This window comes from Cupriavidus sp. FW305-F7 (assembly GCF_058782875.1).
This window is the reverse complement of record NZ_JBYSYC010000022.1, coordinates 60,251-74,043: the sequence shown is the minus strand read 5'-3', so window position 1 is coordinate 74,043 and position 13,793 is coordinate 60,251. Positions and strand designations below refer to the sequence as shown.

General features: G+C 66.9%; 13 protein-coding genes and 1 pseudogene. 3 read left to right on the top strand and 11 right to left on the bottom strand.

Annotation, left to right across the window (positions count from 1 at the left end; all coding sequences use genetic code 11):
- Positions 1–27: 27 nt before the first annotated feature.
- The gene (locus AC3WL8_RS20940) at positions 28–273 is read right to left on the bottom strand and encodes a response regulator (RefSeq protein ID WP_228772452.1); all 246 of its coding nucleotides are present in this window, start codon (positions 271–273) and stop codon (positions 28–30) included.
- A gap of 553 nt (positions 274–826) precedes the next feature.
- Between AC3WL8_RS20940 and AC3WL8_RS20935 the strand changes: the two genes are divergently transcribed.
- Complete coding sequence (locus AC3WL8_RS20935; protein ID WP_153954467.1) at positions 827–1,363, top strand: hypothetical protein; 537 nt, start codon at positions 827–829, stop codon at positions 1,361–1,363.
- Positions 1,364–1,602: 239 nt separating this feature from the next.
- Here AC3WL8_RS20935 and AC3WL8_RS20930 read toward each other — a convergent pair whose 3' ends face one another.
- From AC3WL8_RS20930 to AC3WL8_RS20905, 6 genes are all read right to left on the bottom strand, one after another.
- Positions 1,603–2,328, bottom strand: coding sequence for a carboxypeptidase-like regulatory domain-containing protein (locus AC3WL8_RS20930; RefSeq protein WP_153954469.1), 726 nt, complete (start codon positions 2,326–2,328; stop codon positions 1,603–1,605).
- Between the two features lie 146 nt (positions 2,329–2,474).
- Positions 2,475–5,171 (bottom strand): bifunctional acetate--CoA ligase family protein/GNAT family N-acetyltransferase, encoded by a 2,697-nt coding sequence (locus AC3WL8_RS20925; RefSeq protein WP_492378712.1) that lies wholly within the window; start codon positions 5,169–5,171, stop codon positions 2,475–2,477.
- A 56-nt stretch (positions 5,172–5,227) separates the two neighbouring features.
- The gene (locus tag AC3WL8_RS20920) at positions 5,228–5,881 is read right to left on the bottom strand and encodes a BON domain-containing protein (protein ID WP_153954471.1); all 654 of its coding nucleotides are present in this window, start codon (positions 5,879–5,881) and stop codon (positions 5,228–5,230) included.
- Between the two features lie 116 nt (positions 5,882–5,997).
- On the bottom strand, positions 5,998–6,645 hold the full coding sequence (locus AC3WL8_RS20915) for a BON domain-containing protein (protein WP_153954472.1): 648 nt from the start codon (positions 6,643–6,645) through the stop codon (positions 5,998–6,000).
- 68 nt (positions 6,646–6,713) lie between these two features.
- Positions 6,714–7,178 carry a CBS domain-containing protein gene (locus AC3WL8_RS20910; RefSeq protein WP_153954473.1) on the bottom strand — a complete coding sequence of 155 codons (465 nt, stop codon included), beginning with the start codon at positions 7,176–7,178 and terminating at the stop codon, positions 6,714–6,716.
- A gap of 26 nt (positions 7,179–7,204) precedes the next feature.
- Positions 7,205–7,627 (bottom strand): Hsp20/alpha crystallin family protein, encoded by a 423-nt coding sequence (locus tag AC3WL8_RS20905; protein WP_153954474.1) that lies wholly within the window; start codon positions 7,625–7,627, stop codon positions 7,205–7,207.
- A 379-nt stretch (positions 7,628–8,006) separates the two neighbouring features.
- Between AC3WL8_RS20905 and fnr the strand changes: the two genes are divergently transcribed.
- Both fnr and AC3WL8_RS20895 read left to right on the top strand, forming a co-directional pair.
- Entirely contained in the window at positions 8,007–8,798 is a 792-nt protein-coding gene (gene fnr / locus AC3WL8_RS20900) for a fumarate/nitrate reduction transcriptional regulator Fnr (RefSeq protein ID WP_153954475.1), read from the top strand.
- A 77-nt stretch (positions 8,799–8,875) separates the two neighbouring features.
- Positions 8,876–10,387: a thymidine phosphorylase family protein gene (locus AC3WL8_RS20895; RefSeq protein WP_211984564.1), complete on the top strand. Its 1,512-nt coding sequence runs from the start codon at positions 8,876–8,878 to the stop codon at positions 10,385–10,387.
- Positions 10,388–10,415: 28 nt separating this feature from the next.
- Here the strand turns inward: AC3WL8_RS20895 and AC3WL8_RS20890 are convergent, their stop codons facing one another.
- From AC3WL8_RS20890 to AC3WL8_RS20875, 4 genes and pseudogenes are all read right to left on the bottom strand, one after another.
- Positions 10,416–10,571 (bottom strand): hypothetical protein, encoded by a 156-nt coding sequence (locus tag AC3WL8_RS20890; protein ID WP_492378711.1) that lies wholly within the window; start codon positions 10,569–10,571, stop codon positions 10,416–10,418.
- Positions 10,572–10,624: 53 nt separating this feature from the next.
- Positions 10,625–11,167: pseudogene (locus tag AC3WL8_RS20885) on the bottom strand (cation transporting ATPase C-terminal domain-containing protein); the annotation flags it as partial.
- Positions 11,055–13,109, bottom strand: coding sequence for a magnesium-translocating P-type ATPase (gene mgtA, locus AC3WL8_RS20880; protein ID WP_492378710.1), 2,055 nt, complete (start codon positions 13,107–13,109; stop codon positions 11,055–11,057). The gene mgtA and the pseudogene AC3WL8_RS20885, both read right to left, overlap by 113 nt.
- 3 nt (positions 13,110–13,112) lie before the next feature.
- Complete coding sequence (locus AC3WL8_RS20875; protein ID WP_153954477.1) at positions 13,113–13,568, bottom strand: universal stress protein; 456 nt, start codon at positions 13,566–13,568, stop codon at positions 13,113–13,115.
- Positions 13,569–13,793 lie beyond the last annotated feature (225 nt).

The following is a 13,793-nucleotide window of genomic DNA, read 5'->3' as shown; positions in this document are numbered from 1 at the left end:
TCGCGTGTAGTTGAACTCGCCCTGGCATTATGATGTTGAGGCGGTCCCTAGCCCGGTCAGCGCCAAGCGCAGCGCGTCTAGTTCCAGCGTCCTGTCAAAGCAGTAGCTCGCGCCTGCCCGCAGGCAAGCGCGCCGCAGCGGCAGGCTGAGGGCGTCGCTCAGCACGATCACGATGGCGTCTGGGATGGCTGACCTGAGTATCCTCACCTCCTGGATCGCGCCGCCACTTGCGGTGCGCAAGCCGATCACGACAACGTCGGGGCGATGACGCATGAGTCTAGTCAGCTCCATGATGGCGCTAGCGCCCGACCCTGCAATTCGTATGCGAGGCAATCGTGCGAAGATGCCAAGCTGCCTGCTTCGGATCGCATTCGCATGCTCGAGCAGGTACACAGTGAGGACCTTGGGTTGGATACTGTCTGGCATGTGGCCAGTATGACCGCCGCCTATTTGGCAGAATATAGGAGGCGGCTGAGAGTGGCGTCAGGGCGGCAGAAGGCCGTGTCAGTAATCCCTGACAGCTCGCAGCAATGTCCATTGATCCGGGTTGGATGGCGGCTCGGATTTTCAGGGAAGTCAATGTACCTGCGCCGCGAGACGTCAGCTTGCGCGGCCTAGGTCTTGCCTAGGACCCCGCCCAGCTTAATTGCCGCCGCCACAAGAGCCACCGCGCCGACCGTGATCGCCAGTTCCAGCACCCCCGCACTGACGGATGTGGCCGTGTCTTGATGTAGCCCAAGATCGCGCCCTCCTGCGCACCTACTCTGGATGACATCACCGGCGCAACCGATGCCTGTCGGCGACCGGCTTGTCTTAGGAGATTCCCATGCGCGCGATGGCGCTTGCCGCCTGCCTGCTCTGTGCGGGTCCATTCATTGCCATCCCCGCGGGCGCTGCTTCGGCGGAGTCGCCCGTGGTTCCGGCGGCGCCGGCGGTTCATCACATGAATGGCATCGACTACGTTTCCGGTGGGATCGGGGTGGACCAGGTCGCGGCCATGCGCGGCATTGCCGGCCGCTTCAACGTCCATATGCACTTTGTGAGCGAGTCCGATGGCAGCAGCTTGTCTGACGTCACCGTGACCCTGTTCGATGCGCGGCGCGAGCTAGTGCTGCTAGTGATGAGTGAAGGGCCGCTGCTGTACCTGCGGCTGCCGCCAGGCGACTATCGCGCGCTGGTCCGTTCCGCAGGCGCGATCGAATGCCGCTCCGTGCGTGTGGGCCCGGACGGCACCGGACCGTCGTTGATGCTGCGCCTGCCAGGGGATTTCCCTGTAGCCCCGGCGCAAACAGGGACCCAGCGCCCGCCAGGCGATCGGCGCGCGCAGGGCGTTGGCACCGGCGGCTGCTACCGCGGCGGGTGAGGGGGGGGCCTGCGATGCCTTGGTATGCTGACCGATATCCTGCTTCAATGAAGCGGCTGTCGCCGGCAGTGCGCGGAAAGGCGATCGAAATTGCCAACGCCTTGCTCGCCAGCGGCCATGATGAAGGCATGGCAATTCGCGTTGCCATTGCCGGCGCGCGGCGGTGGGCGCGCAGGCATCCGGATCAACTGGCGCGTACGCTGCCAGCTGGCCTTGAGCGAGACCCATGGGACCAATGGCTATGAGGCAGGCGTCAAGCGCATCGTGCGGGACACGCCGCCCTTGGCCGGCACCACCAGCGTCTGCTCGCGCTCCTTGCCATCCGCGCTGGCGACGACGCGATAGCGGCCTGGCGGCAGCTGGACGAACAGGAACGGACCATCGGACACGACCGCGAAGCGCTGTTTGCCGCGGCTGTCATAGATATACGTGTCGACACCAGCGAGGTATTGACCGCCGCTTCCGGTGAAAGTGAGCCGCAGGCTGTAGTCGCCGCTGGCCTTGCGCAGGTAAGCCGCCTCGTCCTGGCCGACACCGCCGGTCAGGTAGCGAACACCATCGGCGTCCCTGGGCGCCGGCATGCCATCCGCAGCGGTCGCTCCCGCCGCGCGCGGACTGCAGTCCATGCCGTAGCGGCTGCCAAAGCGGTCGTTCATCCCCATACGCCGGTTGTCAGACCCGCCGTGGCGCAGCGTGACGCCGCGCTCGCTGGCGCGCGTCGCGATCAGGTCGTGAGTGCGCTGCATGATCGCCTGGCGCTCCTGCGCGGACGTGGCGCTGCGCAGTCTTGCGCAAATGTCGGCGCGCTCCGCCTCGGTGAGCAGGTCTGCGCCGCGGACTGCCTCGCGGGGCCGTGGCGGCGCGGCCGGCGACGTATCGGGCTGGGCAAGCGCCGGCGCGGTGCCGGCACAGAGAAGGGCCGTCAGCAGCAGGGCCCGGCAGTCAGGGATACGTTGAAGATTCATGGTAGGACAGCTCCCCACGGGTTGATGAAAGGAGTGGAGCTGCCGCCGCCGTCTGCCGCAGGTGCCGCTTGCAGGCAGCGAGCAGCCTGCTCGCCTGCTACCAGCGTAGGCCGGCAGCCGCGCGCGCCGATTGCGATGCCGCAACCCTAAGCGAGAACGCCGGCATCCTCTTCGCCGAGCGCAAGGTGCAGGTTGATGCCATCGACGCCGGCCGCGGTGCTGGTCCTGAAGCCGCAGGCGCGCGCCAGAGTCAGCATGGGCCGGTTGTCATGCATGGTGCAGCCCACCAGCGCACCGATGCGCTTTGCGCGCGCATAGCGGATCATCTTCTCGAGCAGCAGCTTTCCCAGTCCTTGCCCCTTGCAGTCCGAGCGCACGGCGATGCCGAACTCCGCCTGGAGATTGTCCGGATCGGCAACGGCCCGGACCTCCCCCAGGATGGAGGTCTGGCCACACGCATCGGTAGTCGTCGCGATGAACGCCATCTCACGCGTGTAGTCGATCTGCGTGAGCCTTGCCAACTGGCTGTGTTCCGGCTCGCGGAACGTGCAGAAGTAGCGTGCATGGACATCTTCCGGCGTCAGCTGGCGGAAGTAAGCCTGGTAGGCTGCTTCGTCGGCGGGGCGCACGGGCCGCAGCACAATGGTGCGGCCGTCCTGCTCGACGCGTTCCTCCAGCGCTTCTGGATAGGGTTGGATGGCCAGCCGCGGGCGCGTGCCCGGCGCCGGCGCCCTGATGGCGATGCGGGCATCGAGCGCGATGACGCCTGTCGCGCTCGCCAGCAGAGGATTGATATCAAGTTCGGCGATCTCGGGAATATCGCAGACCAGGCGTGATACCTGTACCAGTACCTGGAGCAAGCCGTCCCCGTCGACGCCCGGGTGTCCGTGCCAGCCTTCCAGCAGGCGCCCGATGCGGGTGCGCGACACCAGGTCTTGCGCGAGCAGCGCGTCGAGCGGCGGCAGCGCAACCGCATGGTCGCCGATGCGTTCGGTGTTGACGCCGCCATGGCCGAATAGCAAGACGGGGCCGAACACGGGATCGGTGGCGGCGCCGACGATTAGCTCGAAGCCATCGCCGTGCCCGACCATCGGCTGGACGGTAAAGCCTTCCACCCGTGCCTCCGGGGCTTGCTGCCAGATCCGCTCGAGCATGGCGCTGCCGGCGCTGCGCACCGCGGCGGCGTCGGCGAGGTCCAGTGCAACGCCGCCCGCGGCAGACTTGTGCGTGATGTCCGGGGACAGGATCTTGAGCGCGACCGGATAGCCTATCCGTGTGGCCTGGTCGACAGCCTCATCGACGCTTGCCGCGGTCCGTGTCGCGACCACGGGGACGCCATAGGCGGCCAGCGCGGTTTTGGCCTCCGGCTCGGTCAGCAACGCCCTGCCGGCGCGCAGGACATTGCCGATGATCGTGCGTACCTGGTTCTTGTCAGCCGGCGTGTACATGCCGTCTGCGGGCGGCGTGCGCATCAGCAACTGCTGGTTCCTGTGGTATTCGCAGGCCTGCAGGAAGCCGCGCACTGCCCGCTCCGGGGTGTCGAAGGTCGGTACGCCGGCATGTTGGCACAAGCGGCGTGCCTGCTGCACGGCATCCGCCCCGAGCCATGCTGTCAGCAGCGGCTTGCCGCCGGACGGCGCGCTGACGAGCGCGGCCGCGATCTCGGCCGCCGGCACGATGGCCGTGGGTGCATGGATCATCAATACAGCGTCAACCTCGGGCGCCTCGCACAGGATGGCGTAGGCCTGCAGGTAGCGCTTGACGGGCGCGTCGCCGATGATGTCGATTGGATTCGCGCGCGGCCAGGTGGCGGGCAGCACGGTGTCCAGCCGGGTCAGGGTCTGGTCTGACAGGCGCGCCAGGGTCCCGCCGGCATCCGCCAGCGCATCCGTCGCCATCACGCCGGCGCCGCCGCCATTGGTCAGGATGGCGAGGCGCTCGCCACGCAGCCCGCGCATGCGGGCAAGCATCTCGACGGCGTCGAACAGACTCTCGGTGCTGTCCACGCGCAGCATGCCGGCACGACGGATGGCGGCGTCGTAGACGTCGTCGGCACCCGCCATGGCGCCGGTATGGGACGCGGCGGCGCGTGCCGCCTGCGCCGAGCGCCCGCCCTTGACGACCAGCACCGGCTTGTTGCGGGCGGCGGCGCGCGCCGCGGACATGAACCTGGCGCCGTGGCGGATCGCTTCGACGTAGAGCAGGATGGCCTGCGTCCCGGCGTCGCTGGCCAGGTAGTCGAGTACGTCGGCCGCGTCCACATCGGCACTGTTGCCCAGCGAGATGAAATGGGAAAAGCCGATCTGCCGCGAGCGCGACCAGTCCAGCACGGCGGTGGCCAGCGCGCCGGATTGCGTGGCGAATGCCAGCTTGCCTTGCCGGGCCGTGCCGGGTGCGAAGCTGGCATTGAGGCCGATCCCCGAAGCGATCAGCCCGACGCAGTTCGGCCCGAGAATCCTGAGCAGATGGGGCCGCGCAGCGTCGAGCATGGCTTGCCGCAAGGCGCCTCCGGCGCTGTCCTCGGGCCCCTCGAAGCCGGCGGTCAGCACGATGGCCGCGCGCGTGCCGGCGGCGCCGAGCTCGGCGATGAGACCCGGGATGGTGGAGGCGGGCGTGCACAGCACCGCCAGGTCCGGCGGCGCCGGCAACGCGCCGACGCGCGCGTAACAGGGTTGGCCCGCCAGCGTGGCATACTTCGGGTTGACCAGGTACAGCTGGCCGGTGAAGGCGCCCGCGGACAGGTTCGCCAGCACGGTTGCCCCCACGCTATGCGGCCGCAGCGTCGCGCCGATGAGCGCGACCGAGCGCGGACGGAACAGGGCATCGAGGTTACGAACTGTCATGGCTGGCTCTCCTGGCAACTGCCGGCACCACCTGCGTTCCGGGCCCAGTCGGGAGGTCAGAGATTCACTTGAATGATGTTCGACACTTCGGTGACCCCCGGCGCTGCCCAGGCGGCTTCGGAGGCGGCCTCGCGCTCGGCCCAGCTGCGCAGGCTGCCTCGGAGCGTCACCACACCGTCCTTCACGTCGACGGCGACATGGGTCGCGTCGTCTACCGCCTGGCGCTCGATCGCCTTGGCGATTCGTTCCTTCACGTCGCCAGGTGCGATCGCTGGTTGAACCGCGATCGCGTTGGCTACGCTAACCACGCCGTATAGCCCCGCCACCGCGCGCTCGGCGGCCAGGCGCTGGTAGTTCCAGTCGACCGTGCCGGTCAGCGTGACGCAGCTGTCCTCGACCATCACCTGGATGCGATCCGCGGGTAGCACCGAGGTCCACGCCAGGATGTTGCTCGCGGCGCGTGCGATGTCGGCATCGGTGCGCTGCGCGTCATCGGGCAGGCGCACGTCGATTTCGACGGCCAGGCCCCTCACGCCGGGCACACGCCTGACGGCGTCCTCAGCGGCATACTTGGCAGCATGGCTGCTGAGATGGCCGGTCAGCGTGACCACACCGTCCGTGACCTGCACGCCGATTTCGGCGGCATCGACGGCCGGGTCCCAGGCCAGTTCCTCGACTACATGCTGTTTGAGCTGGATATCGCCTTTCATGTCGTTGTCTCCTGTTTGCGTGGCGCCCTCGGGCGCGATGGCGGCGCGTGCCGCCTGCTCCGTGCGTGCCGACGCGGCCTCGCGCTATCGGCATTCGACCGCGTTTTCAGTTGGCGTCACGGCCGCGTTTCCAGCTGATCGATGACGGCCGAGATACCCGGCGCAGACCATACCGCACCGATGGCCGCGCGGCGATCGGCCAGGGAGCCGACGCGGCCGGTCAGCGTGGCGGTGCCGTTCTCGACCGTGACGCTGATATGGTGGGCCTCACGCAGGGCATGGCGTCGCAGCGCCTCTTCGATGCGCTGTTCCACATCGGGGGGCGCGGTCTTCTCATTCATCCGGATGTTGTTGACGACACCGATTACGCCGCGCAACTGGCTGACCGTGCGTTCGGCCAGCCTACGCTGGTAGCCCCAGTCGACGTTTCCCGACAGCGTGATCCAGCCCTGCTCAACGCGAACCTTGATAGCGTCCGCGGGTACATGCACGTGCCATTGCAGCGCGTCGCGGGCCGCCTCGGCAATGGCTTCGTCCATGAAGGCCCCGGGGGGATGCACGTCCAGCTTGATGACAACCGCGCGCACGCCGGAAACACGTTCCACAGCGCGCTCGGCGGCGAGCTTCTCCGCATAGCTGGACAGGTGCCCGTTCAGCGTGACGATCCCCTCATGGACTTCGACGCCGATGGACGCCGCGTCAATCGCCGGATCCCAGTCGAGTTCGTCGGTGACATCCTTCTGGATCTGATGATCGGTTTTCATGCTTTACCTCTGTACGAGTCCGGCGCCGAACGCGGCACCGGGTGTGAAGTCAATAGGCGGATTGGTGGTCAAGTGGACGACCGGGGCGGCGCGCTGCTGGAACGCTCTCGCTCCTGCTCCTTGCGCACGAGCGAAAACAGCATGCCCCAGTCGGTTGCGAGGGCGGCGAACAGGTCATCGAGCGCAATCACTCCGGTCACTGCCTCGCCGTCCAGCACCGCCAGGCGTCGTACGCCGTGCGTCAGCATCAACTGCATTGCATCGGCGACGACGGCATCCCGTTGGATCGCCACGAGGCCGCGCGTCATCACCTCGACCACGTCGGTCTGGCATGGGTCCGCACCGGTAGCTGTCGCACCGATGACGATGTCCCGGTCCGTGACCATGCCGACCGCGCGCGTCCCGGCCGGTGAGTTCTCTGTCACGATCAGCGCACCGACGTGGCGGTCCCGCATCTGGACGGCAGCTTCCTGCAGGGTGCAGGACAGCGGGACATGCACGGCTTTCGCTGAGCAGATATCCTGGACTAGCATCCCGGTCTCCTTTTCGGCGCACTCGCCTAACGTACGGGAATGCGTTGCTGGGTCGAGCTTTCCTTCTTGGGCAGCACCAGGCGCAGCACGCCGTCCTGGAAGCTGGCATCGATCTTTTCCGTGTCAATGTTGCCATCCAGCGTAAAGGCGCGCTGCATCGAGCCGCTGTAGCGCTCCTGGCGGATCACGCGGTCGCCTTCCTTCTCCTCGGAAGCCTTCTCGAGCTTGGCGGAGATCATCACCGTTCCGCGATCGACGCTGACGTTGATGTCTTCCTTTTTCACGCCTGGCAGGTCGGCGGTAATGGTGAAGCTGGTGTCGGACTCGGCCACGTCGACCTTGAACGCCAGCTCGGTACCTGGCGCAATCCGCCAGTTGCGCAACATGCTCTGCAGCATGTCGCCGAGCGGTTCGATCGAGAACGGGTCGTAGCGCCTGATGTTGCTCATCTTGGTCTCCTGGGATGACGGCGCGCGATGCGCACCGGATGCTTCTTACTTTGGCAAGCGGGGGCGATTGTGGTTTGCTTTGCATCAAGCGCCGGCGCAATGCCTACCAATGCGCCGCTTGTGCGCCCCGAATGGCGGGATTGCGTCACTTGTGCCGCACCGCTCGGACGCATGCGGCAGGGCGCGTCAGGTAAGCCTGACAAGCCCTGCTGCATTCCTGACAGTCAACTCAGCGCAGCCTTCTAGGCGCGCAAGCGCTGCCGGCCAATACTTCGGTCAAACACATAGACATGGCGCCACACAACGCTGCGGTCCGCCAGAAACGATGGGACGAGCGAGGGTCGGGACGAGGGAAAGGGCCTGCGGGCCGGAGACAACCATGTTTGACTTGCACACTGAGGATGACGCCGCCTGTGGCGCGACCGAGATGTTCGTCGTGTTCGAAAGGCGCCACGAGACCCAGGCCGCGCCGCAGGCGCCGGGCGATGCCCGGGCGCGATGCACGAACTGCATGCTGGGGAACCTCTGTATGGCCGCCAGCCTCGAGGCCGGCGACATGGCCCGCCTGGACTCCGTCGTGCAGGGCTGGCGTTCGGTCAAGCAGGGCGAACGGCTGTACCGCGCCGGCGATCCGTTCCGCAGCCTCTATGCGGTCCGCGCCGGCTCGTTCAAGACCGTGGTGGCGCCGGAGCGGGGCAAAGAGATCATCTCCGGCTTCTACATGGCGGGGGACACCATCGGCATGGACGGAGTCTGCCAGGAAATCCATAACTGCGATGCGATTGCCCTGGAAGACAGCGTGGTTTGCGTGATCCCGTTCCACCTGCTCGAGGCGCTTTGCCGCGAGATCAAGCCGCTGCAACGCCAGTTGCACAAGATGTTCAGTGCCGAGATCGTCAGGGAATCGCGCCAGATGATGCTGTTGGGCAACATGTCCGCCGAGCAGCGCGTGGCGGCGTTCCTGTTGAGCGTCTCGGCACGCTACCGCGAACGCGGCTATTCGGCCACGTCGTTTGTGCTGCGTATGACGCGTGAGGACATCGGCAGCTTCCTCGGCGTGACCCTGGAAACCGTGAGCCGGGCCTTATCCCGGTTCCAGCAGGAAGGCCTGCTCACCGTGCAGGGCAAGTCCATCGAGCTGCTCAACCTGGATGCCCTGGATGCTCGCTAGCAGCGTCATACTCGGCAAGGCATGACGTGAACGATCCCAGTTCTGATCCCGGAATTCCCGGCCGGCTCGGCGATGGCGTGGCCGCCGCCGCGTCCCGCGAAGTCGGGACGCTGGTGTTCCGGCCGCTCGAGATCGATACCTGGCAGGAGCATGTCATCTACATGCATCCGGATTGCCCCGTCTGCCGCGCCGAGGGCTTTTCCGCGCAGGCGCGCGTGCGCGTGCAAATCGGCGACAGGTCATTGATCGCCACGCTGACGCTGCTGGGCGCGCCGCTGTTGGCCATGGGCGAAGCGAGCCTATCGGTGAGCGCGGCACGCACGCTGGCGGCACGCGCCGGCGATGTCGTGCATGTCACCCATGCGCCGGCGCTGGAGTCGGTGCGGGCACTACGTGCCAAGATCTATGGCTGCCACCTGGACAGCGCCCAACTGGACGGCATCATCGGCGACATAAGCGCAGGGCGATACGCGGACGTGCATATTGCGGCATTCCTTACCGCTTGCGCGGACGGTCGCATGAGCCTGCGCGAGACCGTCGACCTGACCCGGGCCATGGTTCGGTCCGGAGAGCGCCTGTGCTGGGACCGCGAGGTGGTTGCGGACAAGCATTGCGTCGGCGGGTTGCCGGGCAATCGCACCACGCCGATCGTCGTGGCCATCGCGGCGGCGGCAGGCCTGGTGCTGCCCAAGACCTCGTCACGCGCGATCACTTCGCCCGCCGGCACCGCCGATACGATGGAAACCCTGACTCGCGTGACCCTGGACGCGACGGAACTGCGGCGCGTGGTGGAGCAGGTTGGAGCGGCGCTGGTGTGGGGCGGCGCGCTGAGCCTGAGTCCCGCGGACGACGTGCTGATCCGCGTGGAGCGCGCCCTGGATATCGACAGCGATGCGCAGCTGGTAGCGTCAATCCTGTCGAAGAAGGTTGCGGCCGGCTCCACCCACGTGCTGATCGACGTGCCGGTGGGGCCGACGGCGAAGATCCGCGAAGACAGCGAACTGGAACGCCTGCAGAGCGCCATGACCAAAGTCGCGAACGCTTTCGGGCTGAAGATCCGGATCCTGCGCACCGACGGCTCGCAGCCGGTGGGGCGGGGCGTCGGGCCTGCGCTCGAGGCGCTCGACGTGCTGGCAGTGCTGCAGGGCCAGCCGACGGCGCCCGCCGACCTGCGCGAGCGCTCGCTGCTGCTGGCGGGGGAGCTGCTGGAGTTCTGCGGCGCGATGCCGGAAGGACAGGGATGGCAGCAGGCCGGCAGTCTGCTCGACAGCGGTGCGGCCTGGGCCCGGTTCCAGGCGATCTGTGAAGCGCAAGGCGGGCTGCGCACCCCGGGGCAGGCGGTGTTCCGGCGCGACCTGGTGGCGGCAAGTAGCGGCATCGTGACCGCCATCGACAACCGTCACATCGCGCGCGCGGCGAAGCTGGCCGGAGCGCCGCGCCGGCAGGTGGCGGGGCTGGAGCTGCATGTCCGCACCGGCGACGAGGTCGCAGCCGGCACACCGCTCTGCACGCTGCACGCCCAGGCGTCCGGCGAACTGGAATATGCGTTCAGCTACGCGCTGGCGCATGACCCATTCGGCATTCAATAGCCCGCCGGCCCGTTCGCCTTCGTCCGCTTTAGTCCACCGGCACCCACCTCGCCAGCAGACGGCGCGCGGCAAACGCAGCGCCAGCATAGCCCAGCAGGATGGCCGCGAGCAGCGGCCAGTAAGCGCCCGGCAGCGGGTGCATGCCCAGCGGTGTGGCCAGCGGCGACAGGCGCCGACGAGGCACAGCCCGACCGTAGTGGCCAGCAAGGCCTGGCTGGACCGGCTCTCGATGAAGGGCAGCCTGCGCGTGCGGATAATGTGGACAATGAGCGTCTGCGAGAACAGGGACTCGATGAACCAGCCGGTCTGGAACAGCGCCGCGTGCGCAGGCGTATTGGCGCCCAGCAGCCAGAACAGCGCGGCGAAGGTCAGGTAGTCGAAGAATGAGCTGACCGGGCCCATGCCAAGGATGTACTCCCCCATCTTGCCGACCTCCCAGCGCCTGGGCCTGCGCAAGGACTCGTCGTCGACATTGTCGGTGGGCAGGGCCGTCTGGGAAAAATCGTAGAGCAGGTTGTTGGTCAGGAGTTGGATCGGCGCCATTGGCAGGAAGGGCAGCCAGGCACTTGCTCCCAGCACGCTGAAGATATTGCCGAAATTGGAGCTGGCGCTCATGCGCAGGTACTTGAACAGGTTGGCGAAGACCCGCCGCCCCTCCATGACGCCGTCATGCAGCACCAGCAGGCTCTTTTCCAGCAGGATGACGTCGGCTGACTCGCGGGCGATATCGGCCGCGCTGTCCACGGAAATGCCGACGTCGGCGGCGCGCAGCGCCGGCCCGTCGTTGATCCCGTCGCCCAGCACGCCAACCACCCTGCCATGCTCGCGCAGCGCGCGCACCCTTGTGCACGGGCGTGAGCTTGGCAAAGATCTGGTTGCGCAGCGCGGCATCGGCCAAGCCCTGGGCATCCAGCTTGTCCAGGTCGCTGCCAAGCACCGGCGCGCTGCGTGCAAGCCCGACCATCTGGCAGATTTTGCTCGCGATGCGTGGACTGTCCCCGGTCAGGATCTTGACGTCGATGCCGCTGTCGGCCAGGGCAGCCAGCGCGGGGGCCGCACTTTCCTTGGGGGGATCGAGAAACGCGATGTAGCCCAGCAAGGTCAGCCCATGTTCGTCGGCCAGGCAGTATGCGTGCGTCTCCGGCGCCTCCGGCAGTTCGCGAAAGGCGATGGCGATGACGCGGAAGCCATCGTCATTCAGGCGATCGCTGATGGCCATCAGGTCACGATAGTGCGTGGTATCCAGCGGCACGCGCTGACCCTCAAGTTCGGCCGCGGTGCAGACGGAGAAGACTTCCTCCACCGCGCCCTTGCAGATCAGCATCCGGGCGTGGGGCGCCTGCACGACGACGGACATGCGCCGGCGGGTAAAGTCGTAGGGAATCTCGTCGATCAGCCGGTAGGCCTGCGCAATTCGCATGCGCTCGCTCAACTCCTCATGCCGCAGCACGGCCACGTCGAGCAGATTATGCAGGCCAGACTGGAAATAGCTGTTGAGATACGCAAACTCCAGCACCCGCTCGCTGTCATGTCCCGCCAGGTCGACATGTTGCTTGAGGATGACAAGGTCCTGGGTCAGGGTCCCGGTCTTGTCCGTGCAAAGCGTGTCCATGGCGCCAAGGTTCTGGATTGCGGCCAGACGCTTGATGATGAACTTGCGCCGGGACATTGCCATCGCGCCCTTTGCCAGGTTGACGGTGACCAGCATCGGCAGCATCTCGGGGGCGAGGCCCACGCCAACCGCCATGGCAAACAGGACCGCTTCAAACCAGTCGCCTTTGGTCAGCCAGTTGATCAGGAACACCAATGGCGACAACACTGCGAGGATCGCCAGCATCAACCGGGCGATGCGGTTCAGGCCAGCTTCGAAATCGGTAGGCGGCTCCTGCCCGGCGATCGACTGCGCGATGTGCCCGAAGATCGCGCGGTCGCCGGTCAGCACGATGACCGCCGTGGCTGTCCCGCTGAATACCGCCGTCCCCATGAGGGCGATATTGGGAAGATGGCCGGCTTGGGCAGCGGTAGCGACAGCGCAGCGCGCGGGGAATTTCTCCACCGGCATGGATTCGCCGGTCAATGCCGCCTGGTTCACGAACAGGTCTTTGGATGCGAGCAGCCGGGCATCGGCGGGTATCAGGTCACCCGCAGCCAGATGGATGATCTCGCCAGGAACAAGCTCGGCGATCGGGCGCTCCTGCGCGACGGGCGTGCTGCCTGGGTCCGCACGGCGCCGCACGGCGATGGTGGTGTGGACCATCGTACGCAGCGCCGCCACGGCGCGGTCGCTACGCGTTTCCTGCCCCTGCCAGGTGGCAAGCGAGACGCTCAGCACGATCATTCCGCCGATCAAGGCAGCGGCGCTGTAGTCGTGCACAAGCACTGATACCGCCGACAGCACGATCAGCATCACGTTGACGGGGCTAGCCAGCCGCCGGGCCAGGCTGGCAAGCCAGTGTGGGCCATGGTTGGGAGCAATGGTGTTGGGGCCACACGTCCCCAGGCGCGAGGCCGCCTCGCGTTCGGTTAAGCCCGCCTCGGTCGCGCCAAGTCTGTCCAGGACTTCGCTGGCATCATGCGTGGCAGCCCATTCCAGTTCGGCTGGCGGGGACGTCACGTGGACGGCGTGCGGCGAGCCCTGCCGGCCCGGGGTTGACGCGGCACGGCGGTCGCCCCCCGAGGGCCGGTCGACCGTAGGGAGGGGCGGCTCTGCATCCTTCTCCATGCCTTACGGAGCCCGTGGCGCGCGCACTAGCAGTACTGGCACCTTCGACCCCTGCACCAGGCCCTCGGCCACGCTGCCCATCATCAGGCGGCGCACCCCGCGCCGGCCGTGGGTGCCCACCACGACCAGGTCGGCGTGGACCCGCTGTGCAGCCGCGTCAATCGCCGTGGCGATGTCGCCAAGGGCAAGGATCTCATCAACCAGTTGCGTGTGGCATTCGACCTTGGCCGCGCGGGCTTTGGCCGCGGCCTCGGCGAGCAGGCTGCGTCCGCCCTCGACCAGGTCGGGGCGCAGGTCGGCCAGGCTGCCGTAGCCCATGTCGTACTTGAGATAGCTGTTGTCGACCACGTGGACGATCTCCAGGCGGGCCTTAAACATGGCCGTGAGCTGGATCGCCTCGGCCAAGGCACGATCGCCGCAGTCGCTGCCGTCGATGGCGACGACGATTGTCTGGTACATGGCGTTGCCTCCTTGTTGAGCGCCCGCGGGCCGGAGTGAAGCGATCCCCGTATGCGGGGACATAGACACTGCTTCCAGCTTAGGGCCGGGAAGGGTGGGCCGGTTGATGCAGGTCAGGGGCACGGCTATCGGCCAGCCCCGGGCGGCATTTAGTACCTTCGTTGACAGGCATCAACGATGCATGCTTTGTCATCCCCTACCTTGGAAAGGAAAGGACCATAGAGC